The organism is Mesorhizobium sp. M7A.F.Ca.MR.245.00.0.0 (assembly GCF_003997415.1).
Taxonomy (GTDB): domain Bacteria; phylum Pseudomonadota; class Alphaproteobacteria; order Rhizobiales; family Rhizobiaceae; genus Mesorhizobium.
In genome coordinates this window covers 1-26,381 of the sequence record NZ_RZTE01000022.1, presented here as the reverse complement: position 1 = coordinate 26,381, position 26,381 = coordinate 1, and the positions used below count along the sequence as shown (strand labels likewise).

General features: G+C 62.7%; 27 protein-coding genes, 1 tRNA gene and 1 pseudogene. 21 read left to right on the top strand and 8 right to left on the bottom strand.

Translation table 11 applies throughout. From position 1 onward, the window contains the following. The 11 genes from EOB80_RS35425 to EOB80_RS21195 all read left to right on the top strand — a co-directional run. A partial coding sequence (locus EOB80_RS35425) for an SPOR domain-containing protein (protein ID WP_245466410.1) occupies positions 1-1,265 on the top strand: 1,265 nt, incomplete at its 5' end. Between the two features lie 132 nt (positions 1,266-1,397). Then, a complete protein-coding gene (gene nagZ, locus EOB80_RS21240; RefSeq protein WP_127329509.1) occupies positions 1,398-2,417 on the top strand; it encodes a beta-N-acetylhexosaminidase in 1,020 nt (339 codons plus the stop codon). A 60-nt stretch (positions 2,418-2,477) separates the two neighbouring features. Further along, a complete protein-coding gene (locus tag EOB80_RS21235) occupies positions 2,478-3,278 on the top strand; it encodes a ScpA family protein (RefSeq protein ID WP_127329609.1) in 801 nt (266 codons plus the stop codon). Beyond that, on the top strand, positions 3,275-4,039 hold the full coding sequence (gene scpB, locus EOB80_RS21230; RefSeq protein ID WP_127329507.1) for an SMC-Scp complex subunit ScpB: 765 nt from the start codon (positions 3,275-3,277) through the stop codon (positions 4,037-4,039). The genes EOB80_RS21235 and scpB overlap by 4 nt, the downstream gene beginning before the upstream one ends. Before the next feature lie 169 nt (positions 4,040-4,208). Continuing rightward, positions 4,209-4,430, top strand: a complete 222-nt coding sequence (locus EOB80_RS21225; protein WP_023812188.1) for a twin-arginine translocase TatA/TatE family subunit — start codon at positions 4,209-4,211, stop codon at positions 4,428-4,430. Positions 4,431-4,459: 29 nt separating this feature from the next. Continuing rightward, positions 4,460-5,260, top strand: a complete 801-nt coding sequence (gene tatB / locus EOB80_RS21220; protein WP_127320713.1) for a Sec-independent protein translocase protein TatB — start codon at positions 4,460-4,462, stop codon at positions 5,258-5,260. Then, positions 5,257-6,132, top strand: coding sequence for a twin-arginine translocase subunit TatC (tatC, locus tag EOB80_RS21215; protein ID WP_127320714.1), 876 nt, complete (start codon positions 5,257-5,259; stop codon positions 6,130-6,132). Before tatB ends, tatC begins: the two co-directional genes overlap by 4 nt. A gap of 196 nt (positions 6,133-6,328) precedes the next feature. After that, on the top strand, positions 6,329-7,633 hold the full coding sequence (serS, locus tag EOB80_RS21210; protein ID WP_127329505.1) for a serine--tRNA ligase: 1,305 nt from the start codon (positions 6,329-6,331) through the stop codon (positions 7,631-7,633). Then, positions 7,633-8,391 (top strand): 5'/3'-nucleotidase SurE, encoded by a 759-nt coding sequence (surE, locus tag EOB80_RS21205; RefSeq protein ID WP_127329503.1) that lies wholly within the window; start codon positions 7,633-7,635, stop codon positions 8,389-8,391. The genes serS and surE overlap by 1 nt, the downstream gene beginning before the upstream one ends. Then, positions 8,388-9,041, top strand: a complete 654-nt coding sequence (locus tag EOB80_RS21200) for a protein-L-isoaspartate(D-aspartate) O-methyltransferase (RefSeq protein ID WP_127329501.1) — start codon at positions 8,388-8,390, stop codon at positions 9,039-9,041. Before surE ends, EOB80_RS21200 begins: the two co-directional genes overlap by 4 nt. Positions 9,042-9,237: 196 nt before the next feature. Beyond that, entirely contained in the window at positions 9,238-10,749 is a 1,512-nt protein-coding gene (locus EOB80_RS21195) for a peptidoglycan DD-metalloendopeptidase family protein (RefSeq protein WP_127329499.1), read from the top strand. 113 nt (positions 10,750-10,862) lie between these two features. On the opposite strand, the gene EOB80_RS21190 is transcribed toward EOB80_RS21195, so the two are convergent. Further along, positions 10,863-11,753: an NAD-dependent epimerase/dehydratase family protein gene (locus EOB80_RS21190; RefSeq protein WP_127329497.1), complete on the bottom strand. Its 891-nt coding sequence runs from the start codon at positions 11,751-11,753 to the stop codon at positions 10,863-10,865. A 112-nt stretch (positions 11,754-11,865) separates the two neighbouring features. Here EOB80_RS21190 and EOB80_RS21185 point away from each other — a divergent pair, with 112 nt between their 5' ends. Beyond that, positions 11,866-12,684, top strand: coding sequence for an AraC family transcriptional regulator (locus EOB80_RS21185; protein WP_127329495.1), 819 nt, complete (start codon positions 11,866-11,868; stop codon positions 12,682-12,684). A 39-nt stretch (positions 12,685-12,723) separates the two neighbouring features. On the opposite strand, the gene EOB80_RS21180 is transcribed toward EOB80_RS21185, so the two are convergent. After that, positions 12,724-13,599 (bottom strand): ATP-binding protein, encoded by an 876-nt coding sequence (locus tag EOB80_RS21180; RefSeq protein ID WP_127329493.1) that lies wholly within the window; start codon positions 13,597-13,599, stop codon positions 12,724-12,726. A 296-nt stretch (positions 13,600-13,895) separates the two neighbouring features. On the opposite strand from EOB80_RS21180, the gene yajC reads away from it, so the two are divergent. From yajC to EOB80_RS21150, 6 genes and pseudogenes are all read left to right on the top strand, one after another. After that, positions 13,896-14,234 (top strand): preprotein translocase subunit YajC, encoded by a 339-nt coding sequence (yajC, locus tag EOB80_RS21175; protein WP_127270542.1) that lies wholly within the window; start codon positions 13,896-13,898, stop codon positions 14,232-14,234. A gap of 51 nt (positions 14,235-14,285) precedes the next feature. After that, complete coding sequence (gene secDF, locus EOB80_RS21170) at positions 14,286-16,835, top strand: protein translocase subunit SecDF (RefSeq protein ID WP_127273192.1); 2,550 nt, start codon at positions 14,286-14,288, stop codon at positions 16,833-16,835. Between the two features lie 25 nt (positions 16,836-16,860). Next, a complete protein-coding gene (locus EOB80_RS21165) occupies positions 16,861-17,253 on the top strand; it encodes an Mth938-like domain-containing protein (protein ID WP_127271505.1) in 393 nt (130 codons plus the stop codon). A 1-nt stretch (position 17,254) separates the two neighbouring features. After that, positions 17,255-18,097 carry a phytoene/squalene synthase family protein gene (locus tag EOB80_RS21160; protein ID WP_164762676.1) on the top strand — a complete coding sequence of 281 codons (843 nt, stop codon included), beginning with the start codon at positions 17,255-17,257 and terminating at the stop codon, positions 18,095-18,097. 93 nt (positions 18,098-18,190) lie between these two features. After that, positions 18,191-18,607 (top strand): hypothetical protein, encoded by a 417-nt coding sequence (locus EOB80_RS21155; RefSeq protein WP_348629539.1) that lies wholly within the window; start codon positions 18,191-18,193, stop codon positions 18,605-18,607. After that, positions 18,607-19,557 (top strand): annotated as a pseudogene (locus tag EOB80_RS21150) (sterol desaturase family protein). Before EOB80_RS21155 ends, EOB80_RS21150 begins: the two are co-directional and overlap by 1 nt. Positions 19,558-19,575: 18 nt before the next feature. Here EOB80_RS21150 and EOB80_RS21145 read toward each other — a convergent pair. The 5 genes from EOB80_RS21145 to EOB80_RS21125 all read right to left on the bottom strand — a co-directional run bounded on the left by EOB80_RS21145 (position 19,576) and on the right by EOB80_RS21125 (position 22,561). After that, on the bottom strand, positions 19,576-19,899 hold the full coding sequence (locus tag EOB80_RS21145) for a type II toxin-antitoxin system RelE/ParE family toxin (protein ID WP_127329489.1): 324 nt from the start codon (positions 19,897-19,899) through the stop codon (positions 19,576-19,578). Next, positions 19,883-20,173, bottom strand: a complete 291-nt coding sequence (locus tag EOB80_RS21140; protein WP_127329487.1) for a type II toxin-antitoxin system ParD family antitoxin — start codon at positions 20,171-20,173, stop codon at positions 19,883-19,885. The genes EOB80_RS21145 and EOB80_RS21140 overlap by 17 nt, the downstream gene beginning before the upstream one ends. A gap of 74 nt (positions 20,174-20,247) precedes the next feature. Next, positions 20,248-21,660, bottom strand: coding sequence for a methylenetetrahydrofolate--tRNA-(uracil(54)-C(5))-methyltransferase (FADH(2)-oxidizing) TrmFO (trmFO, locus tag EOB80_RS21135; RefSeq protein WP_127329485.1), 1,413 nt, complete (start codon positions 21,658-21,660; stop codon positions 20,248-20,250). Positions 21,661-22,230: 570 nt separating this feature from the next. After that, positions 22,231-22,371, bottom strand: coding sequence for a DUF1127 domain-containing protein (locus tag EOB80_RS21130; RefSeq protein ID WP_013531314.1), 141 nt, complete (start codon positions 22,369-22,371; stop codon positions 22,231-22,233). Between the two features lie 49 nt (positions 22,372-22,420). Further along, entirely contained in the window at positions 22,421-22,561 is a 141-nt protein-coding gene (locus tag EOB80_RS21125; protein WP_013531315.1) for a DUF1127 domain-containing protein, read from the bottom strand. Positions 22,562-22,797: 236 nt separating this feature from the next. Between EOB80_RS21125 and EOB80_RS21120 the strand changes: the two genes are divergently transcribed. The 3 genes from EOB80_RS21120 to EOB80_RS21110 are packed head-to-tail and all read left to right on the top strand — an operon-like array spanning position 22,798 to position 25,972. After that, the gene (locus EOB80_RS21120; protein WP_127329483.1) at positions 22,798-23,916 is read left to right on the top strand and encodes a DUF2157 domain-containing protein; all 1,119 of its coding nucleotides are present in this window, start codon (positions 22,798-22,800) and stop codon (positions 23,914-23,916) included. Next, positions 23,913-24,497, top strand: coding sequence for a GDYXXLXY domain-containing protein (locus EOB80_RS21115; RefSeq protein WP_027039166.1), 585 nt, complete (start codon positions 23,913-23,915; stop codon positions 24,495-24,497). The genes EOB80_RS21120 and EOB80_RS21115 overlap by 4 nt, the downstream gene beginning before the upstream one ends. 26 nt (positions 24,498-24,523) lie before the next feature. Beyond that, positions 24,524-25,972, top strand: a complete 1,449-nt coding sequence (locus EOB80_RS21110; RefSeq protein WP_127329481.1) for an aromatic amino acid lyase — start codon at positions 24,524-24,526, stop codon at positions 25,970-25,972. A 151-nt stretch (positions 25,973-26,123) separates the two neighbouring features. Here EOB80_RS21110 and EOB80_RS21105 read toward each other — a convergent pair. Further along, a tRNA-Leu gene (locus EOB80_RS21105) sits at positions 26,124-26,209 on the bottom strand. Positions 26,210-26,381: the final 172 nt, after the last annotated feature.

Genomic DNA, 26,381 nt, shown 5'->3' with positions numbered 1-26,381 from the left:
ATGCCGACGCCTACGGCTTCGACCTCGACGGCCTGCCAGGGAGCCAGCCGGTTTCGCAAGCCGATGATTTTACTGTCGATGAACTCGACTACGATCCCGAACTCGACGAGGCTATGGCTGTTCCGGGTCTCGGCGAGCGTGAGGCCGGGAGGCCGACGCGCGGACGCGGACTGTTCATCGCCGCGATTGTCGGCGCGGTCGCGGTCGCAGGCGGTCTCGGGGCCTTTGCGCTGTCCTTTGGCGGCAAGGGCGGCAGCGAAGCGCCTGTCATCGTCAAGGCCGACAACGCGCCGATCAAGGTCAAGCCGGAGAATCCGGGCGGCGCCGTGGTGCCCAATCAGGACAACAAGGTCTACGACGCGGTCAGGGGCGCCAAGCCAGCCGAGCCGGTCCAGGAAAAGCTGGTCACCAACGTCGAAGAGCCGGTGGACGTCCAGGCGAAAGATCCGGCCCGCGCCATCGACCTTTCGCCGGACCAGAATGCAGCCGCCGCTGGAACCGATGTCGGCAATGCCGCGCCGATGGCCGGCGCCGCTTCGGCCGACAACGCTTCTGCCGACAATACGGCGCCCGCGCCCAAGTCCGAGGACCGCATTGCGCAGGTGCTGCAGGATGCCGACAAGGGCACCAATGCCGATGTCGTCGCCGTTGCGCCGCGCAAGGTGAGGACCATGGTGGTCAAGTCGGACGGTTCGCTGGTGCCGCGTGAAGATCCGGCAGCGCCCGCCGCGCCGCTAGTGGCCGCCACCGAGCCGGTCGATCCGGCGCCGCAGCATGTTGCTCCGGCGGCGCAAGCCGACGCGGACCAGACCGGCACCGTGGCGCCTGCCGCCGCCCAGGCGGACGACGAGCCGGCCCTCAAGCCGGTCGCCAAGCCGAAAGCCGAGGCCCAATCGGCGAACACGCCGGCAAAGGTTCCGCTCGCGCCGCAGCGTCCGTCCGACCAGCCGGTCGATGTTGTCGGCGAGGTCAAGCCCGATCAGGTTGCGTCCATAGATCCCGCATCGACCGCGGCCGGCGGTGGCTCGTGGTCGATGCAGATCGCCTCGCAGCCGACCGTCGAAAGCGCCCAGTCCAGCTATCAGGATCTGCAGCGCCGCTATGGCAGTGTGCTTGCCGGGCGTACCGCCAACATCGTCAAGGCCGAGATCGCCGGAAAAGGCACGTTCTACCGCGTGCGCGTTCCGGCCCAGTCACGCAATGACGCGATCAATTTGTGCACCAGCTACAAGGCCGCCGGCGGCAACTGCTTCGTCTCGCGCTAAAGCCGGGGCCAACCATCAAAAGCCGGCGCGGTCCACCGCGCCGGCTTTTTTCATGGGGAAAGCAGATCCGGCGTTATCCCGGATGAGTCCCTGGCGATTCCCTTTGATCGCACAAAGCCCTAAACTGCCGACATGACCGAATCAAAATCCATGATCCTCGGCTGTGCCGGGAAATCGCTTACCCGCGAAGAAATCAATTTCTATCGCAATGAATGCCCGTGGGCCTTCATCCTGTTTGCGCGCAACATTGGCGAGACCGAACAGATCCGCGATCTGGTCGCCGAGATGCGGGACTGCATAGGGCGTCCGGACGCGCTGGTGTTCATCGATCAGGAAGGCGGCCGTGTGCAGCGCTTGCGACCGCCGCTGGCACCGAACTATCCCGCCGGCGGCGCGCTCGGCGCGCTGTGGCGCGACGATCATGATGCCGGCGCCCGAGCGGCCTGGTTGATGGCGCGGCTGCATGCCTTCGACCTGCTGCGCTACGGCATCACAGCCGATTGCCTGCCGGTGCTCGACGTGCCGATCGAAGGCGCCAGCGATGTCATCGGCGCGCGGGCCTATGGCAAGGATCCGCGACCGGTGATCGAGCTCGGCCGCGCAGCCGCGGAAGGGCTGATGTCGGGCGGCGTGCTGCCGGTCATGAAGCATATCCCGGGCCATGGACGTGCCTTTGCCGACACGCATTTCGAACTGCCGGTGGTCAATGCCTCGCTCAGCGATCTGCAGCGGCATGATTTCACCCCGTTCAAGGAGCTTAGCCATCTGCCGATGGCGATGACGGCCCATGTCGTCTACAGCGCGATCGACCCCAACAATCCGGCGACCACCTCCGGCAAGGTCATCGACGAGATCATCCGGCGCGAAATCGGCTTCGACGGGCTGCTGATGAGCGACGACACCTCGATGAAGGCACTTTCTGGGGATTTCCCGACAAAGGCGGCATCGATCCTTGCGGCGGGCTGCGATCTGGTCCTTCACTGCAACGGCGTTTTCGAGGAGATGGCCGGCATCGCATCGCGTACCACGGGGCTTGAGGGCACGTCGTTGGAGCGCGCCAAGCGGGCGCTGGCCTATATAAAGAACCGTGACACGGTCGAAGAAACCGAAATACGTGCCGAATTCGCCACCTACTTCGATGCGGTGGCATAGCAAAGGGAAAGTGACGGAGTGGCGGAGACATTGGAAAGCAAGGCCTCGAAGGCCGCACCGATGGACCGTCTGTGGGCCGAGAATGACGATTCACGCGTTACCGGCGACCCGTCGCTGGTTGTCGACGTGGCCGGCTTCGAAGGTCCGCTCGATCTTCTGCTGCATCTTGCCCGCACCCAGAAGGTCGATCTGGCTCGCATTTCGATCCTGGCGCTGGTCGAGCAATATCTGACCTTTGTCGAGACGGCGAGGGCGCTCAGGCTGGAGCTTGCCGCCGACTATCTGGTGATGGCGGCGTGGCTGGCCTTCCTCAAGTCCAAGCTCCTGATCCCCAAGCAACCCGGCGACGAGGGCGAAAGCGGTGAGGAACTGGCGGCGGTGCTGCAGTTCCGCCTGAAGCGGCTGGAAGCCATGCGCGACGCCTCGGCGCGTCTGGTCAACCGCAACCGGCTCGGCCGTGATGTGTTCGCGCGCGGCATGCCGGAAATGGTCATCGTCGAAAAGCGTAACGCCTATTCGGCCTCGCTCTACGATCTCTTGACCGCCTATGCCCAGCAACGCCAGAAGCAGGCGATCAACAATGTGACGATCGCCAGGCGCGGTGTCTGGTCGCTCAAGGATGCGCGCGACATCCTGACCCGCCTGGTCGGGGCTGCAAGGGACTGGACGGCGCTGGAAAGTTTTCTGATCGCATACATGACCAGCCCCGAGGAGCGGCGCACGGCAATCGCCAGTTCTTTTGCGGCAACATTGGAACTGGTGCGCGACGGCACGATGGACGTGCGGCAGGATCAGACGTTCGCGCCGATCTACCTGCGCGGGCGCACGCAGGCAATCAAGGCAGTCGAGGTGGCATCATGAGCGAACGCGCCAACGCTTCGGTTATCCCGTTCAAGGTCGGCGATGCACCCGAAGAGGAGTCGCTTTCCCGGGATCCGGCCGAGCAGCTACAGAACCCGGCCGAGCGGCTGTATCTGGCCGAGGCCGTGCGCATGGCCGAGGCGATCGTGTTCGCCAGCGCCGAACCCGTCAGCGAAAAGCAGCTTGCGGCACGCCTCCCTGACGGCATCAACATTGCCCTGGCCATGGCCGAGCTGCAGCAGATCTATGCGCGGCGCGGCGTCAATCTGGTGCGTGTCGGCGACGCCTGGGCGTTCCGCACCGCCGGCGACCTGGCTTTCCTGATGAGCCGCGATACCGTCCAGCAAAGGAAGCTCTCCCGCGCGGCTCTCGAAGTGCTGGCGATCATTGCCTATCACCAGCCGGTGACGCGTGCCGAGATCGAGGACATCCGCGGCGTCGAAACCTCGAAAGGTACGCTCGACACGCTGCTGGAAACGGAATGGGTGCGCATGCGCGGCCGGCGAAAGACGCCCGGACGCCCTGTGACCTACGGTACGACGGAGACCTTCCTCGACCATTTCGCGCTGGAAGAGATTCGCGATCTTCCTGGCATGGAGGAACTGAAGGGGGCTGGACTGCTTTCGGGCCGCATGCCGTCGAATTTCTCCATTCCGCAGCCGCCGGCCGATCCCGACGCATTGACCGACGACGAGGATGCGCTGACCGACATCGATCTCGAGGAACTCGGCCTGCTGACGCCGCGCGTCACGGAAGATTGACTGGCATTGGCGGCCAACTTGATGAGGATGCGCGGATTCGTAGCGGGCGTTCCCGTCGAAAATGCGTGACATCCGTCACCCTTTCATAAACTCTGTCGCAGTTGTGTTTGAATCCCAACGCGAAAACGCATAGATCATCGCCAGGGAAAACATTCGAGAGAGATTTGCTATGGGTTCATTTTCGATTTGGCATTGGCTGATCGTGCTGGTGATCGTGCTTTTGGTGTTCGGCCGCGGCAAGATTCCCGAGCTGATGGGCGATATGGCCAAGGGTATCAAGAGCTTCAAGAAGGGCATGGCCGACGACGAGGTTGCCGAAGACAAGCGCACCGTCGAACATCGTGCCGACGAGACCGTTGCGGCCGCGAAGGAAAAAGCCAGCAAGAGCTGAGCCCAAGGTTCTAGTCGGAACAGAGTGCCATGTTTGAAGTCGGCTGGACCGAAATGCTGGTCATCGCGATCGTCATGATCGTGGTCGTCGGACCCAAGGATTTGCCCAATATGCTGCGCACCTTCGGCCGCACGACGGCGAAGCTGCGCGCCATGGCGTCCGATTTCCAGAAACAGTTCAACGAGGCGCTGAAGGAAGCCGAGCTCGACGACGTCAAGAAGTCCGTCGACGAGCTCAGAGGCATGAGCCCGATGGCTGAGATCAGGAAGCAGCTCAATCCGTTCGAACAGGCCGCGGCCGACGTTCGCTCCGGCGTCGATGCGGCGATGAAGCCGAAGCCGGCAGCCGATCCGGCAAGCTCTGTCGCTTCGACCCCGCAAGCGGCCGAGCCGTTGAAGAACGGTGCAACGACCATGCCTGGCGTCAACGGGCCGGAAGCAGCGCCAGCAGCGCCGGTTTTTCCGGCAATGACCGACGAATCGGTGGTGACCTCGTCGGCGCCGGCGGAACGCGTTGCGGCGCCGAAGGCGTCGGCGGCGAAGAAACCAACCAAGCCTGCGCCGGCAAAAGCGACGCCGGCTGCAAAAGCTTCGGCAAATGGTGCAAAGGTTGCCGCGAAGGCAGCGTCTGCGTCCAAGACGCAGGCGAAGGCCATGACGGCGGCACAGCCTGAAGCGCCCAGGGCCAAGACGCCCGCTGAGGCCAAGGCTGTCGCGGCCAAAGCCGTGGCGACCAAGACTGTAGCGACCAAGATGGGGGCGAAAGCCGAACCGAAGCTTGCAGCGGTGAAGAAGCCGGTGGCCAAGAAGACGGCTGGAGCCGCCAAGTGAGCGTTTCGGACACCGAAAAGGACGAGATCGAGAAATCGTCGGCGCCGCTGATGGAGCATCTGATCGAGTTGCGCCGGCGGCTGATCTGGTCGCTGGGCGGCTTCTTCGTTGCCTTCCTGGTCTGTTTCTTCTTCGCCAAGAAACTGTTCAACCTCCTGGTCGTGCCGTTCAAATGGGCGACGCAATGGGCAGGGCTCGATCCGCACAAGGTCGAGCTGATCTACACGGCGCCGCAGGAATTCTTCTTCACCCAGGTCAAGCTCGCCATGTTCGGCGGCATGGTGATCGCCTTTCCGCTGATCGCCACGCAGATCTACAAGTTCATCGCGCCCGGCCTGTACAAGAACGAGCGCAACGCCTTCCTGCCGTTCCTGATCGCATCGCCGATCCTGTTCCTGATGGGCGCATCGCTGGTCTATTTCTTCTTCACGCCGATGGTGATGTGGTTCTTCCTCGCCATGCAGCAGGCCGGCACCGACGATCAGGTGCAGATTTCGCTGCTGCCGAAAGTGTCGGAATATCTCAGCCTGATCATGACGCTGATCTTCTCCTTCGGCCTGGTGTTCCAGCTGCCGGTGGTGACCAGCCTGATGACACGGGTCGGCATGCTCTCGTCCAAGGGACTGGCCGAGAAGCGCAAATGGGCGATCGTCATTGCCTTCGTCGTCGCGGCGATACTGACGCCGCCCGATCCGATGAGTCAGATCGGCCTGGCCATCCCGACCATCCTTCTCTACGAGGTGTCCATCTGGGCTGCCCGGCTGATCGAGCGCGATCGGGAAAAGCAGCGCGTGGCACGCGAAAAGCAGGACGCGGCGGAAGAGGTGGCGGACAAAGCACCGGACGAGCCCCCGGCACCTGCCTCCTCATAGGCGACAGAGCGGCTGCAGCGGCGGAAAAACACAGTCGTCGCCCCGTCCTCTTGCATCGATCCCGGATGCGGTTTACGCCCTCTGGCTGAAACGCATCGCGCTCAAAGCGATGCGTTTCAGTTTTGTTTTGAGCATGTCGTTGTCCCAAATCGCTGTGCACTTTTGGGCGACATGCTACCCAGGAGCGTTTCAAACCATGCTTGACATCAAATGGATTCGCGACAACCCGAAGGCCCTTGTCGAGGCGCTGGTGAAGCGCTCGTGGTCGGCCGGTGAGGCGCAGTCCATGGTCGACGGGCTGATCGCCTCGGACGAGGCCCGGCGCGAGCACGTCACCGAGCTGCAGACCAAGCAAGAGCGCCGCAATGCCGCGTCGAAGGAGATCGGCAACGCCATGCGTTCGGGCGATGCCGCCCTGGCCGAGACGCTGAAATCCGAAGTCGGGGAGATCAAGGTCTTCATCCAGAACGGCGAGGCGCGCGAACGCGAGCTCGACAAGGCGCTGAACGATGCGCTGGCGGTGCTGCCCAACGTACCATTTGACGACGTGCCTGTCGGCAAGGACGAGCATGACAATGTCGTCAAGCACATCGTCGGCAAGGTGCCGACGCGGCCGAACTGGGTGAAGGAGCACTTTGAGATCGGCGAAGCGCTCGGCATGATGGATTTCGAGCGCGCGGCAAAGCTGTCGGGCTCGCGCTTTACGGTGCTGAAAAGCGGACTGGCCCGGATGGAACGTGCGCTCGGCCAGTTCATGCTGGACCTGCATACGACCGAACATGGCTACGAAGAAGTCATCCCGCCGTTGATGGTCAAGGACGATGTTCTGTTCGGCACCAACCAATTGCCGAAGTTCGAGGAAGATCTGTTCTTCGCGCCGCACGGGGAGGGCAGGCTTGGCCTGATTCCCACCGCCGAGGTCCCACTCACCAACCTTGTGCGTGAAGAAATCACCGCGCATGAAAAACTGCCGCTGCGCTATACCGCGCTGACGCCGTGCTTCCGCTCGGAAGCGGGTTCGGCCGGGCGCGACACGCGCGGCATGCTGCGCCAGCATCAGTTCTACAAGGTCGAGCTGGTGTCGATCACCGATCAGGATTCGTCACTTGCCGAGCACGAGCGGATGACGCAATGCGCCGAGGAAGTGCTGAAGCGGCTCGGCCTGCCGTTCCGCACCATGACGCTGTGCACCGGCGACATGGGGTTTGGCGCGCGCAAGACCTACGATATCGAGGTCTGGTTGCCCGGCCAGAACGCCTATCGCGAGATCTCGTCCTGCTCGGTGTGCGGCGATTTCCAGGCGCGCCGCATGGACGCCCGCTACAAGGACAAAGACGGCAAGGGCAACCGCTTCGTCCACACCCTCAACGGCTCGGGCACAGCCATTGGCCGCGCGCTCATCGCCGTCATCGAAAACTACCAGAACGAGGATGGCAGCGTAACCATTCCTGAAGTGCTGCGGCCTTACATGGGCGGCCTGGAAAAGATCGAAGCGAAATAATGCGTATCCTCCTGACCAATGACGACGGCATTCATGCCGAGGGCCTGGCGTCGCTCGAACGCGTCGCGCGCACGCTGTCCGACGATGTCTGGGTGGTGGCGCCCGAGCAGGACCAGTCCGGCTACGCGCATTCGCTGTCGATCTCGGAGCCGCTGCGGCTGCGCAAGATCGGCGAGAAGCATTTTGCCGTGCGCGGCACGCCGACGGATTGCGTCATCATGGGCGTCAAGAAAATCCTGCCTGGCGCACCCGACCTGATCCTGTCCGGCATCAATTCGGGCGCCAATATCGCCGATGACGTCACCTATTCGGGCACCGTCGCCGGCGCCATGGAAGGCGCGCTGCTCGGTATCCGCTCGATCGCGCTCAGCCAGGGCTACAGCTATGTCGGCGAAGATCGCGTCGTGCCCTACGAGACGACAGAGGTGCTGGCGCCGGCGCTGCTGAAGAAGCTGGTCGCGACGCCGTTGCCGGACGGCGTGCTGCTCAACGTCAATTTTCCCAATTGCACGCCCGAAGAGGTCGCCGGCACGGTGGTCACCACGCAAGGCAAGCTCGTGCACTCCCTGTGGGTCGACGAGCGCCGCGACGGGCGCGGCCTGCCATACTACTGGCTGCGCTTCGGCCGCGAGCCGGTCGAGGGCAAGCAAGGCACCGATCTCTACGCCTTGCGCAACAGGCTGGTGTCGGTGACGCCGCTGCAGCTCGATCTGACCGCGCATGAAATCCGTGACCAATTGAGCAAGGCGCTTGCATGAATCAGGGGATCGATGACCGCGAAGGTTTTGCCGCCTTTCTGCTGCGTCTGCGCGGCCGGGGGACTGTGCCGAAGGCGCTGATCGCGGCCTTCGAGGCGACGCCGCGGCGCGGCTTCCTGGCGGCCCAGTTCCATCAGATCGCCTGGTCGGACCGTATGCTGCCGATCGAATGCGGCGAGGCGATCGAAGGTGCCGACATGCAGGCGGCGGTGATCGCGGCGCTCGCTATCGAGCAGGGCAACCGCGTGCTCGAGATCGGCACCGGCTCGGGCTACACGTCGGCGGTGATGTCGCGGCTGGCGGCGCGGGTCATCACCACCGATCGCTACAAGACGCTCGCCGAGCAGGCGCGGCAGCGCTTCGAGGCGCTCGGCATCGGCAATGTGATCGTGCGCCACGCCGATGGTTCCGGCGGGCTGCCGAATGAAGGGCCATTTGACCGTATCGTCGCCTGGACTGCCTTCGACAGCCTGCCGCGCTTCCTGCTCGACCAATTGTCGAGCGGCGGTATCGTCATCGCTCCGATCGGCCCCGAAGAGGGCGAACAGGTGCTGGCCAAGCTGACCAAGGTCGGCAGCCGCTTCGAGCGTGAAGACATCGGCCTCGTTCGCCTGCAGCCGATCCTGCGCGGTGTCGCCGCTATCATCTAGCGCGTCTGTCGATGTTCAGGCCGCGCCGCGTCGGGTGCGTCTTCGACCCCGGCCGGCATGACCTGAAAATCTCCCCTGGGCTCGCTCTCTAATATTTTAAGAAAAATTGCGCCGGATTCCATGGGGTTAACCGTCGAGTAACATTAACGCGCTTTAATCATGCCTAGTTTGTACCGGGTATGTGCGGGTTAGTGCGATGCAACTCAGTGTTTTGAAGACAAGCGGTCGCAATCTGGCGCGAGGCTGCGCCATACTGATGGTCGCGGGTGCTGCTGCGGGGTGCAGTTCCCAGGTTTCGCGGTTCAATGGCGTCGACGATGTCTTTACATCCTCGACCAACAATCAGCGCGCCATCATCAACAAGCAGGATGCCGTACAGCAGCCCTATCCGGGCGATGTCGCCGCCGCTCCGATCGATGGCAGCCATACACAGTCGGTCAGTCGCTCCAGCCTCGATCCGGTCTCGACGCGGCCGCTGCCGCCGCCCGTTGCCCAGGCTCCCGACGTGGCGCCGGTATCGAAGCCGGTGCGCACCGCATTGGCCCCCGCACCGCATGTCGACAGGACCACGACCGGCACCGTCGCCCCGGTGGCATCGCCTTTCAAGGTTTCGCAACCTGACGAACCCCGCGTGGCTGCTTCCGGCACTCCGCATGCAACCGAGATCGTCGTCAGGGACGGCGAAACGATCGGCGGCCTGGCGCAGCGCTACAAGGTGCCGTCCGACGTGATCATGAAGGTCAACGGGCTGAGCGCGACCAAGGGGCTGAAGACCGGCCAGAAGCTGGTCATCCCGGCCTACGCCTATTCGAGCAAGAGCGAGCCGAAGCTCGCGGATGCCAAGCCGGCGAAAGACACCAAGCACAACCTGCCGGCCACTGCGCCGGACAAAGTCGCCGTCCTGCCGCAGCAGCCGAAGCCTAGGGAGGGCAAATCCACCGCTCAGGTCGACACGTCGGCCGCCGCGAGCCAGCCCAAGGAGCCCAAGCCGCAGGTGGCCGCGGCCAAGGCGACCAATGCAGCTGGCACCTATACGGTTCAGTCGGGCGACACGCTTTCCTCGATTGCCAGGAAAACCGGTGTCGGAGTCGTTGCCATCAAGCAGGCCAACGGCATGCAGGATGGCTTGCTCAAGATCGGCCAGACCCTGAAGGTGCCCGCCGGCGGAACCGCGACCGTCGCCGCCGCCAAGCCGGCCAAGGTCGATCCGGTGACGACGGCCACGACGCAGCCCGCGGCAAAGACCACGCCGTCGGAAACGCTGGCGTCCTACACGCCGCCGAAGAAGGATTCGAAGGTCATCCAGCAGGCCGAGGCCGACGATGCCGTCGCGCCTGACGCCACCGGCATCGGCAAGATGCGCTGGCCGGTGCGCGGTCGCGTGATCTCCGGTTTCGGCTCCGGCAAAGACGGCGTCGACATCGCCGTGCCCTCGGGCACACCGGTCAAGGCAGCCGAGAACGGTGTCGTCATCTATGCCGGCGACGGCCTCAAGGAATTCGGCAACACGGTGCTGGTGCGCCACGAGAATGGCCTGGTCACCGTCTACGGCCACGCCAGCTCGATCGAGGTGCAGCGCGGCCAGAAGGTCAAGCGCGGCCAGGAAATCGCGCTGTCGGGCATGAGCGGCACGACGGACTCGCCGAAGCTGCACTTCGAAGTGCGCAAGAACTCGGCCCCGGTCGATCCCTCGGGTTACCTCGAATAGAAGAAAAAAAGCAATTTGCGGGCCGTCTGACCTCCAGTCCGGCCCGCCGGCTCAGCCCGTTCCGAAAGGAGCGGGCTTTTTCAGTTTCAACGCGACGCGCCAGTCTTCAAGCTTCAAAGATGATCATGCAGAGTGTCGGCGATCATGACGTCAAGGCCGCTGGCCTTGATTCCGAGAAGCGTCTCCGCGTCGGAGGAATCGACCAGCAAGGGATTGTCGAAGAGATAGCTCATCTCGATGAGTTCATGCATGCCCAATGCTTCCATTTCGGGGATGGAATAGGAACGTGTTTCTGGAATTTCACGGTGAAGCATTGCCGCCGTCGTCAGGATGAGTTCCCGGGGTGAGGCGTGTTGCGATGGAACATGGAACGCCCGTCGCCATTCGCCCGTGTAGCGGGAAGCGGCAACCAGCGTCCTGGCCACGTCCTTCGTGAAGGACCAGGCATGAGTCGCGTCGAGGTTTCCAATGAAAGCAGTCGGTTTCCCCTCGATTATGGAGGGCAGCGCGACCAGTGAGAAAGAGCTGACCGCGCCATATCCAAGATAATCGCTGGACCGCACTTCGACTGCCGGCACGTCCGCACGGACCGCCCGTTGCCACATGATCGTGCGGGCGGTCCCTTTCTTCGACGTCGGATCCAGAGACAGGTCGGAGTGAAGCGGACTATCGGCATGTTTCCCATAGCCATAGAGGTTTCCGAGAACCACAAGCTTCGCGCCGACCGCTTCCGCGGCACGCACGGTGCCGTCGATGATTGGGAAGAAGTCGGTCGGCCACCGGTGATAGGCGGCCATGGCACACATGAAAATGGCGTCGGCGTTTCGGCAGATACGCGCCAGTTCAACGGCATCGGTGGCATCGGCCTGCACCGCCCGGACGTTCCGCAACGCGTTTGAGCCGACACTCCGGCTCGTGAGAACGACGTCATGTCCTTCTTCGCCCAGAAGGCGCGCGGTCTCGTGCCCGACCGGGCCTGCTCCGACAACTACATAAAAACTCATGGCTAACCTCTCGTCCAAGCTCGATGGAGAGGCGTAGGTACATGTCCCCGGCATTGAAAATCGCGCGGGAATTGCCAATTCTTGGACAGGTTTTGCCAGGAAGCGAGAGAGCATGCATTCGCAGTCTGTTCCGGCCCGATTTCCGCCCGACGTCACAATGGCCTTCTGGCATATCGAAGCGGGCGTCCATCGTCTCTCCAGGGCGGCCCATCATCGCATCATGGTGCATGCAAGCGCGGCGACGCGTTCCTACTGCAATGAGGTTGGTCGATATTTCGTGAGGCGCGCTGGCGATATTGACCTGGTGCCCGCTGGCCAAGAGGGCGGCTTCGAGACCGAAACCCCGTTCGACACGATCGAGATCGCGTTACAACCAGCCCTGATGGAAAGGGTGGCGGCTGAGCTAGGTGGCAAGGCGCGCGCGTTGCGGCTCGACACACGTCATCTGCTTCGTGATCAGCGCATCCAACATCTCGCCCGTGCACTCGAGAGCGATCTCGGCGCAAACTCACCGAGTGGATCTTTGTTTGCCGACAGCATTGGCGCCGCTCTGGCGGTGAGGTTGCTCGGTCTTGAGAATTCCGATGTCGAGCGAACAAACCGGTTGTCAGATGCCCAGCTCAAGCGCGTGTTGGAGCATATCGAAGCTGGCTTGCACGAGCCCCTTTCAATCCAGCGATTGAGCCGAGTTGCCGGGGCGAGCAGCTCGCACTTGCGGGCTTGGTTCAAGGCGGCGACGGGCGTCACCCTGCACCGCTACGTGGTGCGACGTCGCGTCGAACGCGCACGCGCCTTGCTGCAGCGAGGCGATCTCAGCACAAGCGAGGTGGCGGAATTGACGGGCTTTGCGCACCAGTCACATCTGGCGCACTGGATGCGCCGCGAGATCGGCCAAACGCCGCGTGATTTGCGCCGGGCGCAGCCCAAATGATCTTGTCATTGGATGGCGTTGGCGACGCCACCCAACGTGTCAGTCCTTCAGCGGTTTGCCGAGCCGTCCAGCCAGGTCCTGGGTGAACTGCCAGGCGACGCGGCCCGAGCGGCTGCCGCGGGTGGTCGCCCATTCCAGTGCTTCGGCGCGCAGTTGGTCGGAATCCATGACAAGGCCATGGTGCCTGATATAGCCGTCGATCATGTCGAGATATTCGTCCTGCGAACATTTGTGGAAGCCGAGCCACAGCCCGAAGCGATCGGACAGCGACACCTTTTCCTCCACCGCCTCGGATGGGTTGATGGCGGTCGAGCGCTCATTGTCGATCATGTCGCGGGGCAAAAGATGCCGGCGGTTCGAAGTGGCATAGAAGATGACATTCGCCGGCCGGCCTTCGACGCCGCCTTCGAGCGCGGCTTTGAGCGACTTGTACGAAGTGTCGTCGTGGTCGAAGGAGAGATCGTCGCAAAACAGGATGAAGCGGAAGGGGGCCGCCTTGAGCAGGCCCATCAGCTTCGGCAGCGTGTCGATGTCCTCGCGGTGAATTTCGATCAGCTTCAGCGGCAGGTCGGACTTGGTCTTGGCGTTGATCTCGGCATGCACGGCCTTGACCAGCGACGATTTGCCCATGCCGCGCGCGCCCCACAACAACACATTGTTGGCCGGATACCCGGCGGCGAAGCGTTCGGTGTTGTCGACAAGGATGTCGCGGACACGGTCGACGCCACGGATCAGGCCGATGTCGACGCGGTTAACCCTGCGCACCGGCTCCAGATAGCCCGGATCGGCCTGCCAGACGAAGCAACCGGCCTCGCCGAGGTCGGTTTGGGGCACCGGCGGCGGGGCAAGGCGGCTCACCGCCTCGATCAGCCGGTCGAGTTTCTGGTTCAGGGCTTCAATGCTGCTGTCGGTCATGTCTGTCTTTTGTTTCGCGGTTTCGACATTTGGGAGCGTGAACGTGCCCGATTCCCTCTGATCCAAAACCGGTGGCAACCTTTTGTTCGAGCGTGATCTCTGGCAAACGGTTTCCGTTTGTCTGAGAAAACCGGCTCGCGCTTTTCGCGATCATGCTCTAACACGGCTCAACAGGCCGTAAAAGCAGCCGATTTGGCCGGCCGCGCAGTTGCATTGACAACTTTACCGACTATATTCCGGCCAAATTTCAAGGGCCGCCAAATTGGCGGCTGTTTTCAAAAATCAGGAGTACCTCGATGTTCGTGACACCGGCATACGCCCAAGGCGTCGGCGCTTCTCCCGACATGTTCATCAGCATTTTGCCCTTTGTCCTGATTTTCGTGATCATGTATTTTCTGATCATCAGGCCGCAGCGCACGCAGCTGAAGAAGCGCGGCGAGATGCTGGCGGCTGTCCGTCGCGGCGACACGGTCGTCACCGGCGGCGGCTTCGTCGGCAAGGTGACCAAGGTGATCGACGACAACGAGCTCGAGATCGACCTCGGTAACGGCTTGAAGGTGACGGCGCTGCGCTCGACGATCGCCGATGTGCGCGTCAAGGGCGAGCCGGTGGCCAACCAAAACGCCAAGAAATAATCCAATTTTAGGCGGAGCGATCCGCGGACACGCTCTGACGGACGACGCCATATGCTGTATTTTTCGCGCTTCAAGATGATCCTGATCTGGGTGGCCGTGGCCATCACAGTGATCCTCGCCGCGCCCAACCTGTTCTCCGCCAGCACGCTGGCGCAATTGCCCAGCTGGGTGCCGAAGCGGCAGATGACGCTCGGCCTCGACCTGCAGGGTGGTTCGCACATCCTGCTGGAAATGAACCAGAACGATCTGATCAAGGATCGGCTGGAGACGACGCGCGATGAAATCCGCACGCTGCTACGCGACGCCAAGATCGGCTATACCGGCCTTGCCGGCACGGGGCGGACCCTGCAGGTCCGCATCACCGATCCCGCCCAGATCGATGCCGCCAAGACGGCGCTGAAGACGCTGACCGATCCGGTCGCTGCCGGCCTGTTCACCGGCGGCTCCGTCCAGGAAATGACGCTCGACGATTCCGAGCCCGGCCTGCTCAAGTTCAACGTCACCGACGCCGGCATCAAATACCGCACGTCGACCGCGCTGACGCAGTCGATCGAGGTGGTCGAACGCCGCGTCAACGAACTCGGCACCACCGAACCGATCGTGCAGCGGCAGGGCGACGACCGTATCCTTGTCCAGGTGCCGGGTCTTCAGGACCCGCAGAGACTGAAAGAAATCCTCGGCCAGACCGCCAAGCTGACCTTCCAGATGGTCGACCAGTCGATGCCGGTGCAGGACGCGCTCAATGGCCGTCCGCCCGCCGGCTCGTCGGTGCTGTATTCGCAGGACGATCCGCCGGTTCCGTATCTGATCGAAAATCGCGTCATCGTCTCGGGCGAAAACCTCGTTGACGCACAGGCGACATACAATTCGCAGAACAACGAGCCGGTGGTGTCGTTCCGCTTCGATTCGAAAGGGGCGGCGCGCTTCGGTCAGGCCACGGCGCAGAATGTCGGCAAGCTGTTCGCCATTATCCTCGACAATCAGGTGATTTCGGCGCCGCAGATCCGCGAGCCGATCCTCGGCGGCACCGGCCAGATTTCCGGCAATTTCACTGCCCAGAGCGCCAACGACCTTGCGGTGCTGCTGCGCGCCGGTGCGTTGCCCGCGACGCTGACGGTTATCGAAGAACGCACCGTTGGTCCGGGCCTTGGCCAGGATTCGATCCATGCCGGCAAGGTCGCCGGCATCATCGGTTCTATCCTCGTCGTCGCCTTCATGTTCGTCGCCTACGGCTTCCTCGGCTTCCTCGCCAACATCGCGCTGGCGGTGCACGTGGCGATGATCGTCGGCGTGCTCTCGCTGCTTGGCGCTACGCTGACCTTGCCTGGTATCGCCGGTATCGTACTGACCATCGGCATGGCGGTTGATTCCAACGTGCTGATCTATGAACGTATTCGCGAGGAGCGACGCGCCGGCCGCTCTGTGATCCAGGCGATCGATACCGGTTTCACCAAGGCGCTAGCGACCATCGTCGATTCCAACATCACTTCGCTGATCGCCACCGTGGTGCTGTTCTATCTCGGTACCGGGCCGGTGAAGGGCTTTGCCATCACCTACGCCATCGGCATCCTGACCACGGTCTTCACCGCCTTCACCTTCACCCGCCTGCTGGTCTCGATCTGGCTGCGCCGGGCTCGCCCGAAGGAATTGCCGAAGGCGCCGGTGACTTTCGTTCCACCCGGCACCAAGATCCCCTTCATGGGCATCCGTCGCTGGACCTTTACGCTGTCCAGCGCACTGTCGATCCTGTCGGTGGTGCTGTTCATGACCGTTGGCATCAATTACGGCATCGACTTCAAGGGCGGTTCGCTGATCGAGGTGCAGGCCAAGAGCGGCAATGCCGACCTCGCCGACCTCCGTGCGCGGCTGACCGAGCTCAACATCGGCGAAGTTCAGGTGCAGCAGTTCGGTACGCCGAACGACGTGCTGATCCGCGTCGGGACGCAGGATGGTGGCGAGAATGCCGAGCAGACCGTCATCGACAAGGTGCGTGGCGAGCTGCAGGACAATTACGATTTCCGCCGCGTCGAAGTGGTCGGACCGACCGTTTCTGGCGAGCTTGCCAAGCAAGGCACGATCGCCATGCTGATCGCGCTGCTTGGCATCCTGGTCTATGTCTGGTTCCGCTTCGAATGGCAGTTCGCAGTCGGCGCCATCGTGGCGACGGTGCACGATGTGGTCATGACGCTCGGCTTCTTCGTCATCACCGGACTGGAGTTCAACCAGTCATCGCTGGCGGCGATCCTGACGATCATCGGCTATTCGCTGAACGATACGATCGTGGTCTATGACCGTGTTCGAGAGGATTTGCGAAAATACAAGCGCATGCCGCTGCCGCAGCTGTTGAACAACGCCATCAACGAGACGCTGTCGAGAACGACGCTGACTTCGGTGACGACGATCCTGGCGCTGCTGGCGCTGGTGCTGTTCGGCGGCGAGGTGATCCGCTCGTTTACGATGGCCATGCTGTTCGGCGTCGTCTTCGGCACCTATTCGTCTATCTTCATCGCCGCACCGCTGCTGATCCTGTTCAAGCTGAGGCCGCAGGCTTCGGCCGACGAGGAGAAGCCGGTCAATGGCGGCAAGGCGGTCGCGACCTGACGCGCCGCCCCGAAGGGGTATAGCGGTGACCGGCAAAGGCATCGTCATCCGCGAGGCGCATTTTCCGGGCCGCGCGCCGATCGAAGCCTATGGCAATGGCGGGTTCCGCTTTGCCGACATGTCGCATCGCGGTTCGCTCATGTGCCTGCCATCCGGCATCCATGGCTGGGAACCGGCTGATCCTCTGGTGCTGACGGTGGCGGATTTCGACAAGCTGCTGGCTGAGGCCGGCAAGGTCGAGATCCTGCTGGTCGGCATGGGCAGGGATCTCCGGCCATTGCCCGCCGCACTGCGAGCCGCGCTGAAGGCTGCCGGCATTGCGTCCGACCCGATGTCGACCGGTGCCGCGGTACGGACCTACAATGTCCTTCTGGCGGAAGAGCGCGCCGTGGCCGCCGCGCTCATCGCCGTCGATTGACATGTCCCAGAATGCCAAAATCGTCATGGACGCGGTGCGCGCCGCCGACCATGACCGCTATCTGACCGCGCTCTACGCGCCCGACGACAAGCGCGACGCGCTGTTTTCGCTCTACGCCTTCAATGCCGAGATCGCAGGAATCCGCGATCGCATCCATGAAGCGCTGCCGGGCGAGGTGAGGCTGCAATGGTGGCGCGATGTCATTGCCGCTGGCGGAGAAGCGGGCGCCGGCCATCCCACAGCCGAAGCCTTGAACGTCACGATAGCGACGTTCGGCCTGCCGAAGCCGGCCTTCGAGAACATGCTCGATGCACGCATCTTCGACCTCTATGACGACCCGATGCCGTCGCGCACTGACCTGGAAGGCTATTGCGGCGAGACTGCTGCCGCGCTCATCCAGCTTGCGGCGATGGTGCTCGATCCCGTCGGGGCGCCGCGCTTTGCCGATCTGGCGGGCAGGGCAGGCTGTGCGCAGGCGATGACCGGCCTGTTGCTGCTGTTGCCGCTGCATCGCCGGCGCGGACAGTGTTTTGTCCCGGCCGATATTTTGGCGGCGGCGGGATCGTCGCCGGAAGAATTCATTGCCGGTGATGGCGGACCCGGCGCCAAACGCGTGGTGGCGGCGATGATGGCGCTGGCACGGGAACATCTTTCCGCCTTCGAGCAAGGCGCACCGACCTTGCCTGTCTCGCTGCGTCCGGCATTCCTGCCGCTCGCCCTGTCACGTGCCTATCTCGGCAAGATGGAGAATGGTTCGCCGCTCGAAGGCGTCGCGCGGCTGTCGGCCTTGCGCCGGCATTGGCTGCTGCTGCGTCGCGCGAGCAAGGGCTGGCCTGCGCTTTGACGTAAACGTCAACCATGTTAAGACGTCCCGCGCCAAACTGTTGCCGAAGTCAACAGGCCGGCCCGGAGGAGATGAATGAGCTTACCCATATTGGTGGCGATCGTTACCTTCGGCATCGCGCTGTCGGTTGCGGCGGTGCATTTCACCGGCGGCAGCAAGATAGCGACGCTCAGCAGTGCCAATCGCGCGGTGAGCCGATTCGCTGAGGATTTTCCCGACGAGATCGCGACGGTAGTCCGCCTGACAGCGGATGCCAGGACTGCGTTTCTGGATATCGGGCGAGGGCGCATCGGCATCGTTCACGGCATCGGCGATTGCTTTTTGACCCGCATCGTCACGCCTCAAGATGTCGCGGTTTTGAACACCGAAGATGCGAACACGGTTTCGTTCCGGCTCGCCGATTTCACCTGGAAGGGCGGCCGCTTCCACTTTGCCAGCGCAGCGGATGCGCTGGGCCTGCTGAAAGCGCTTGAGCCGCAACGATCGAATTCTACTGGGGAGACCGCGTGATGGATGATTACAATTTCCCGCAAGTCACCCAACTGGCCATCCCGTTCTTCGTGGTCGCGATCCTGATCGAGCTTTGGCTGGTGCGCACCGGCCGCGCCAGAGGTTCGTTCGAAACGCGCGACACCTTGACCAGCCTGATGATGGGCACCGGCAATGTCGTTGCCGGGCTGCTGCTTGGCGTCGTGTCCTACTGGGCGTTGCTGTGGCTCTGGCAGTTCCGCATCTTCAATCTCGGCCTGTCGGTCTGGGTGTTCCTGGCCGCCTTCCTGCTCGATGATTTGCGCTACTACGTCTATCACCGTATCGCGCACCGGGTGCGCTGGGTGTGAGCCGAACACGTCAACCATCATTCCAGCCAGCACTACAATTTATCGACAGCGCTCAGGCAAAGCTGGACCGGCCTGTTCACCTTCATGTTCGTTTTGCAGGCGCCGCTGGTGCTGCTTGGCTTCCATCCGGCGGTGATTGCCTTCACCTTCGGCTTCAACCTCGTCTGGCAGTTCTGGATCCACACCGAGACGATCGGCAAGATGTGGAGCTGGTTCGAGTTCATCTTCAACACGCCTTCGCACCACCGCGTCCACCACGCCACCAATCCGCGCTACCTCGACGCCAATTATGCCGGCACGCTGATCATCTGGGACCGCATATTCGGCACCTTCGTCGGGGAACTGGACGAGGACCGGCCGCGCTACGGCATCGTCAGGAACCTCGGCACCTTCAATCCGCTGAAAGTGTCATTCCATGAATGGATCGGCATGTTCCGGGACGCCTTTGCGCCTAGCCTGACCTTGAGCGATCGCCTGAACTATCTGATCAAGCCGCCGGGCTGGAGCCATGACGGCTCGCGCGAGACGTCGGAAAGCCTGAAGGCCGCCTATGTCAGGAGAAATCCTGATGAGGCCGGCAAGCCGGGGTTGCCGATAGCTGGTGTCGAGCCGGCCGAGTAACTTGTCGCCTCAGGATGGTTAGTGCGACCTGCCGTCGCGCATCAGCGTCTCATAGTCGCGACCGCCATAGAAGATGTTGACGATGCGGACGAAGTTATCGTCGACGATGTAAGCGATGACTGCAGAGTGCTCGAACGGAACTGTTCGCAATCCTGGCAGGATATCATCGCGGGAACGACCGCTGCGTGGTGCATTGCCGATATTCTGGCAGCGGTCTTCAATGCGCAAAGTAAACTTCAGCGCAACCTCAACGCTTCCGCCGGCGTCGACGATATGTCTGAAAATCTCGGCCAGATCATTTCTGGCATTTTCGCCGTATTCAATCTCAAGCCGCTGAATCATCGCCGCGGCTCGAATATTGAGCGGCGAGCTCCCTAAGATGGTCGCGAACCTTTTCCCCCGAATAGCCCGGCCTTGTGTCCTCCATCGACGCCTTCACCCGCGCTCTGATCGACGCCATACGCTCTGCATGTTCCTCTTCTTCGCGCTGGAAGGCGCGAAGGGCTGCACGGATGACTTCACTGGCCGAACCGAAGGAGCCGTCTTCGACCTTCTCCCGGATCATGCGCGCCATAGCGGGCGTGACGGTGACCGACAGTTTCTCGGCGGATTCCATGGATGCCTCTCTTGTGTATAAAGTAGGATACTATCCTACTTTATACATAAGATCCAATCAGAATGCGAAGTCGTCTATTCCGCGGCTTCGGCCGTTTGCGCCGCCAACCCCAGCCACTCCCTGCAATCAGCGCGCGCGCGCGAGGTGATGGCGTGCCTTTTGGCAACAGTCTTGTCCTTGCCGCGCATGCGTTTGCCCTCGGTCTTCGGGGCTTCGACGGGCGGGAACAGGCCGAAATTGACGTTCATCGGCTGGAAGGAGCGCTTGCCCGGCTCATCGTCGGACACGATGTGCCCGCCGGTGATGTGGTTGAGCAGGGCGCCGAAGGCCGTGGTCAGCGGCGGCAGGGACGGTGAGTGGCCGAGACGCTCGGCTGCGGCGAAGCGGCCGGCAAGCAGACCGATCGCGGCACTTTCGACATAGCCTTCGCAGCCGGTGATCTGGCCGGCGAAACGCAGGCCGGGCCGCGACTTCAGTTGCAGCGAAGCGTCCAGCAAGGTCGGCGAGTTGATGTAGGTGTTGCGGTGCAGGCCGCCGAGGCGGGCGAAATCGGCGTTTTCGAGACCCGGTATGGTGCGGAACACGCGCACCTGCTCGGCATGCTTCAACTTGGTCTGGAAACCGACCATGTTGTAGAGCGTGCCCAGCGCATTGTCCTGCCGCAGCTGCACCACGGCATAGGCCTTTACGGTCGGATTGTGCGCGTTGGTCAGCCCCATCGGTTTCATCGGCCCGTAGCGCAGCGTCTCGACGCCGCGCTCGGCCATGATCTCGATCGGCAGGCAGCCGTCGAAATAGGGCGTGCCTTCCCATTGCTTGAATTCGGTTTTCTGGCCGTCGACCAGCGCTTGCACGAAGGCAAGGTACTGGTCCTTGTCCATAGGACAATTGATGTAGTCCTTGCCGGTGCCGCCTGGCCCGACCTTGTCGTAGCGCGACTGGAACCAGCAGGTATCCATGTCGATCGTGTCGAAATGGACGATTGGCGCGATGGCGTCGAAGAAGGCGAGCGCATCGGCGCCGGTCGCTTCCGCGATCGACTGGGCAAGCCCGGGGGCGGTCAGCGGACCGGTGGCGACGATCGCCTGGTCCCAATCCGCCGGCGGCAGACCAGGCACTTCCTCGCGCTGGATGGTGATCAGCGGGTGTGCTTCGAGCTTTTTCGTCACTGCGTCGGCGAACCCGTCGCGATCGACGGCCAGCGCGCCGCCGGCCGGAACCTGGTTGGCGTCGCCGGCGCTCATGATCAACGAGCCGGCCAGCCGCATTTCGGCATGCAACAGGCCGACTGCGTTGTTGTCGGCATCGTCGGAGCGGAAGGAATTGGAACAGACGAGCTCGGCCAGGCTGTCGGTCTTGTGTGCATCGGTGCCGCGAACGGGCCGCATTTCATGCAGGATGACCGGAACGCCGGCCTGCGCTGCCTGCCAGGCGGATTCGGAACCGGCGAGGCCGCCGCCGATGATGTGGATTGGATTTTTGCTCATGGACGCCGGAATAATCGCTTGGTGCGGCGATTGCAATTGCCGTGCGCGGTGCGGGGCAAACGGCTGCAGATGGGAGCGCCCCCCAAAAACAACAACACCCGCCGGGGGAGGAGGTCCGGCGGGTGTCGTTTTTGGGGTCGACCCTCGGGAGGAGGTGAAGGCCGACCATATTCGTCATCGCCGGGGAGGAGGTCGGCTTTGACGAAATTCCTTTCGCCATTTTTAGAAGGGGCGAAACCTCTGGAGCAAAATTCGTTTTACTCCGGGGAAACAGCGCCCGCCGCGGGAGGAGGTGCAGCGGGCGCCGTTTTTGTGGCCAACCCTCGGGAGGAGGTGAAGGTCGGGCCTATTCGTCATCGCCGGGGAGGAGGTCGGCTTTGACGAAAACTCTTTCGCTGTTTGAAAAGGAGCGAAACCTTTGTGGGCAAATTCGCTTTGCCCCGGGGAAACAGCGCCCGCCGCGGGAGGAGGTGCAGCGGGCGCCGTTTTTGTGGTCAACCCTTGGGAGGAGGTAAGGGGTGACCGTATTCGTCAAGGTCGGGGAGGAGGTCGACCCTGCCGAAATTCTGGTTAGATCGCCTGGCGGGCGATGATCTTGATTTCGTCGCGGACGATACCGAGATCATGCAGCTGGCGGTTGGAAAGGCGACCCAGCTCGGTAACCGTCTCGCGATAAACGCGCCAGTTACGATAGTTGCGGATCAGGTTCATTGTCGTTCTCTTTTTCAAAACTGGTTCGGACCATTCGCGGCCCGAAGAATTAGACCGCCTTGCGAGCGACGTAAGGAATGTCGCTGCGGCTGATGCCGAGGTCGGTCAGTTCACGGTTGCTCAGGCGGCTCAGCTCGGACACGGTGTCCCTGTAGCGGCGCCAGTTGCGGTAGTTGCGGATCAGGTTCATGGTAGTTCTCGTTTCGTCTTTCTTGCGGATCATTCCGTTTGTGTACGAACTATAAATAGGCGGACCCATATCGATTTAAAAGCGCTATGGCTGCATGGCAGCAATGCAAATTGTGCAATGCAGCATTAACGAGCGTTCACGGACCTGACACAAAGAAACCCGAATCGGAAAATGCCGCCGCGTCAGCGGTTTGACCGGATCGGCTGAAAAAAAGACCGAACTGGGGGAGTGGCAGCATGGCGAGTTATTCGTCGCGGGTCAGGGCGGATATCGCGCGCTGGCAGCAGGCCGGGCTGATCGACGCGGCAACGGCCGATTCGCTTTCGCGCGATGTCGAGGCCAACGAGCGCAAGTCGCTCAGCTTCGGCTCTATCCTGGCAATGATGGCCGCCTTGCTGTTCGGCGCCGCCATCCTGATTTTCGTTGCCGCCAACTGGGACGCAATCCCGCGTCTGGCACGCGTGGCGGCACTGTTTGCCGTCATCCTTGGTGGCTATGTCGGCGGCGCGGTGCTGAAGGCCCGCGACCATGCGGCGATCGGGGAAGCGCTCTGGATCGTGGCGGCTGCGGCTTTCGGCGGCTCGATCGCGCTGATCGGCCAGATGTATCATCTCTCGGGCGACGAGGCCTCGGCTCTGGTCACCTGGGGCGCCGGCACGGCGCTGGCGGCGGTTGCGCTGCGTTCTAATCCGCTGACGGTCGCTTCGGTCGGCATCGCCGATGCCTGGCTGTTCCTCAAAGGCTTCGACTACTACAGCCGCAGCGAATTTCCGCATGCCTTCGTGATCATGGCGATCGTGCTGTTTGCCGTCTCGTTCTGGACCCGCAGCCAGGCGGCGCGCCACCTGATCATCCTGTCGGTTCTGTTCTATCTTGTGCTGCTCGTCACCAACCACGACACGCTGCAGGTGGCGATCCCGCTGGTCGCCGTCTCGGCGCTGCTGTTCGCGGCCTCGGTCTTCGCGCCGGATCCGGTCGACCGGGTCGTGCAGCTCGGCGGCCGCTTGCCCTTGCACGCACTGCTCGGCTTCCTCACCGGCCTCGCAATGATTCAGTTCGAACTCGCCGACGAGAGCACTTACAACAGCGGTTTCGCCATCGCTTCGGTGATCGCGCTGGCCGGCATTGTCGCGGCAATCGTGCTGGCAGGACGGGAGAGCCGTGGGCTACGCTGGCTTGCCTATCTCGGCTTCGCCTTCGAACTCGCCATCATCTATGTGGTGACCTTGCAATCGATGCTCGATACGGCCGGCTTCTTCCTTGCCGCCGCGATGCTGCTCGGCATCCTTGCGATCGTCATCATCCGCGTGGAAAAACGCATGAAGGGTCCAGATGCCAAAGGAGCCACGGCATGATCACCGGGAAAAGGCTTGTCATCTCGGCACTGGTGCTGGCGCTCGTCCAGATCGGCTTCCTGAGCTGGATCATCGCCGGCCGGGCGGCGATCCTGCGCAACGGCAAGGAAGTCCTGCTGAAGATCGAACCTGTCGATCCGCGCGACCTCCTGCGCGGCGATTATATTATCCTGGGCTACGAGATTTCGCGCATACCGGTGAAAATGATCGCCAACATCCCGCCCGACAAATTTTCAAGCGACGATACGTCGATTGTCGTGCGCCTGAAGAAGGGCGCCGACGGCTATTGGCAGCCGGCGACCGCCTGGTTCGGCAAGGCGCCAACGCCGGCCGCCGCCGACGAGGCCGATATTCTAGGCCATGTCGCCGAGGGTTGGGATCTTCGCGGCGAAGAGGCGACCATCGCGCCGGACTACGGCATCGAGCGCTTCTATCTGCCGGAGGGCGAGGGGATGGCCATCCAGAATGACATGCGGGTGCGGCCATTCGGCATCCGTCTTGCGCTCGCCGGCGACGGCACCGCGCAGATCAAGGCGCTCGTCGACGGCGACAAGACGCTGTTCGAGGAACCGCTCTACTAAGTCCCTTATTTCCAGTGGTGTGAAGCATGCCAGTTAGCCTGTCGACGCGTGAGGACATCAACCTCGACACTGTTTTCCGTGTCGCCTGGAAGAAGGACACGGTGGAGATCGGCGAGAAGGCCCTGCAGCGCATCGCCGAATGCCGCGCTTCGTTTCTGAGGCTGATCGAATCCGATCCGCCACCGGTCATCTATGGCGTCACCACCGCCATGGGAGAGCTGGCGAGCCGCAAGCTCGAACTAGACGAGCGGGATCGCCATGCGCGCATCAAGGCGTTTGCCGCCGCCACCTCGTTCGGCGATCCCTTGCCGGATCGCGTGGTCAGGGCGATCGTGCTTGCCCGTCTGACGAATTTCATCGAGGGCAACGCCGCCACCACGCCGCGCATCGCGCTTGCCGTGGCCGCAATGCTCGACGGGGAGCCGATGCCGGCGGTGCCGGCCTCCGGCCAGGGCGGCGCCGGTGAGATCCTGGCGCTCTACCCCTTGTTTGCAGAACTTTCGACGCGCTTCGACCTCGAGGTCAAGGAACGCGGCTCGCTCATCAACGGCTCGCCTTGCGCTGCTGCTCTGGTGGCAGACGCAGCGCTCGCGGCACGCCGCCGCATCCGCATGGCGCACCAGGTGTTCGCGCTGTCGATCGAGGCGTTTCGTGCCCCGCTCGAACATTATGACGCCGCCCTCGACACGCTCTGGGGCGATGAGCATGAGGCCGCGGCCCTGCAGGGTTTGCGGGAATTTCTGGTTGGCGCCGGCGACGGGCGGCGCAACTATCAGGCGCCGGTCAGCTACCGCATCGTGCCGCGCGTCCTCGGCCAGGCGCATCGTGCGTTGTCGTCGGCCGAGCGGGCGGCCAATGTGTCGCTGGCCTCTATATCGGATAATCCGGTCTACATCCCGCCCGACGATGCACATCCGCTCGGCCGCTGCATCTCGACCGGCGGCTATCACAATGCCATGGCGACGCCGGCGTTGGACGATCTGGCGGCGATATGGGCCGATATCTGCCTGCTCTGCGACCGCCACGCCTCGAAGCTTCTGAACGGCAAGGTGTCGCTGCTGCCGGATCTGCTGATGACCGGACGTCACTCAGCCGACAGCGACGGCCACGGCAATGTCGGCTACGTGCCGATGGCGATCACCGGCTATCTCGAGCAGGCCAAGCTGGCCGCACAGCGCACCTTCATTCCGGGCACGGAATCGGCTGGCGCGGGGCAGGACGACGTCGCCACGACGGCGTTCTTCGCATGGACAAAGGAGGCAACCGCCGGCCGCTGCGTCGACGCCGCCATGGCGATGCTGGCGATGATCGCCTCGCAAGCGCTGCACGTCACCGAACGGACGCCGCCGCCGGCACTGCGCTCCTTCGTCGATCAAGTCAGATCTATCGTACCGCCTGTCGGCCCCGATCGCGTGCTGGGGCCGGAGCTTGCCAGGTTGGCCGAATGGTTCACCGAGAAAGTGTTCGAAACGTAGAGATGCCGACAAAGCGGTAGCCGGTGAACTGGTGCGCCTGAACGGATGAAGTTCGAACCTGCGCCGGCCTTCTTCGCCAAGGCTTCGGAGGATACTCCTTCGTCTGTCGAGCTTCAGGTGGCCCGCCACCCGAAGCTCGAAGAGCGAAGGGTGGTGCGGACGACGGGAATCGAACCCGTACGATCAGAGATCGAGGGATTTTAAGTCCCTTGCGTCTACCAATTCCGCCACGTCCGCAGGCCAGCCCTTTTCAGACGCCAGACACAGGCCGTCAAGTCGTGTTGTTGAGCGTTCGCCGAACGTGCAAACAGACGGGGCGGCTTGATGATACTGGCGCGATCACGGAATTATCGGCGGGGCGGGTAATGGTAGGATGCGTGTGGTGGATTTGATCCGCCAAGGCCGGCGC

Coding starts and splice junctions, on each gene's coding strand:
- EOB80_RS21125 (WP_013531315.1), bottom strand. CDS start 22,561: ATGAACCTGATCCGCAACTACCGCAACTGGCGCCGCTACAGGGACACC.
- EOB80_RS21190 (WP_127329497.1), bottom strand. CDS start 11,753: ATGAGTTTTTATGTAGTTGTCGGAGCAGGCCCGGTCGGGCACGAGACC.
- EOB80_RS21115 (WP_027039166.1), top strand. CDS start 23,913: ATGATCACCGGGAAAAGGCTTGTCATCTCGGCACTGGTGCTGGCGCTC.
- EOB80_RS21200 (WP_127329501.1), top strand. CDS start 8,388: ATGAATCAGGGGATCGATGACCGCGAAGGTTTTGCCGCCTTTCTGCTG.
- secDF (WP_127273192.1), top strand. CDS start 14,286: ATGCTGTATTTTTCGCGCTTCAAGATGATCCTGATCTGGGTGGCCGTG.
- surE (WP_127329503.1), top strand. CDS start 7,633: ATGCGTATCCTCCTGACCAATGACGACGGCATTCATGCCGAGGGCCTG.
- EOB80_RS21195 (WP_127329499.1), top strand. CDS start 9,238: ATGCAACTCAGTGTTTTGAAGACAAGCGGTCGCAATCTGGCGCGAGGC.
- EOB80_RS21145 (WP_127329489.1), bottom strand. CDS start 19,899: ATGATTCAGCGGCTTGAGATTGAATACGGCGAAAATGCCAGAAATGAT.
- EOB80_RS21180 (WP_127329493.1), bottom strand. CDS start 13,599: ATGACCGACAGCAGCATTGAAGCCCTGAACCAGAAACTCGACCGGCTG.
- tatB (WP_127320713.1), top strand. CDS start 4,460: ATGTTTGAAGTCGGCTGGACCGAAATGCTGGTCATCGCGATCGTCATG.
- EOB80_RS21225 (WP_023812188.1), top strand. CDS start 4,209: ATGGGTTCATTTTCGATTTGGCATTGGCTGATCGTGCTGGTGATCGTG.
- EOB80_RS21160 (WP_164762676.1), top strand. CDS start 17,255: ATGTCCCAGAATGCCAAAATCGTCATGGACGCGGTGCGCGCCGCCGAC.
- EOB80_RS21235 (WP_127329609.1), top strand. CDS start 2,478: ATGGACCGTCTGTGGGCCGAGAATGACGATTCACGCGTTACCGGCGAC.
- EOB80_RS21130 (WP_013531314.1), bottom strand. CDS start 22,371: ATGAACCTGATCCGCAACTATCGTAACTGGCGCGTTTATCGCGAGACG.
- serS (WP_127329505.1), top strand. CDS start 6,329: ATGCTTGACATCAAATGGATTCGCGACAACCCGAAGGCCCTTGTCGAG.
- EOB80_RS21120 (WP_127329483.1), top strand. CDS start 22,798: ATGGCGAGTTATTCGTCGCGGGTCAGGGCGGATATCGCGCGCTGGCAG.
- scpB (WP_127329507.1), top strand. CDS start 3,275: ATGAGCGAACGCGCCAACGCTTCGGTTATCCCGTTCAAGGTCGGCGAT.
- EOB80_RS21185 (WP_127329495.1), top strand. CDS start 11,866: ATGCATTCGCAGTCTGTTCCGGCCCGATTTCCGCCCGACGTCACAATG.
- EOB80_RS21140 (WP_127329487.1), bottom strand. CDS start 20,173: ATGGAATCCGCCGAGAAACTGTCGGTCACCGTCACGCCCGCTATGGCG.
- yajC (WP_127270542.1), top strand. CDS start 13,896: ATGTTCGTGACACCGGCATACGCCCAAGGCGTCGGCGCTTCTCCCGAC.
- EOB80_RS21110 (WP_127329481.1), top strand. CDS start 24,524: ATGCCAGTTAGCCTGTCGACGCGTGAGGACATCAACCTCGACACTGTT.
- nagZ (WP_127329509.1), top strand. CDS start 1,398: ATGACCGAATCAAAATCCATGATCCTCGGCTGTGCCGGGAAATCGCTT.
- trmFO (WP_127329485.1), bottom strand. CDS start 21,660: ATGAGCAAAAATCCAATCCACATCATCGGCGGCGGCCTCGCCGGTTCC.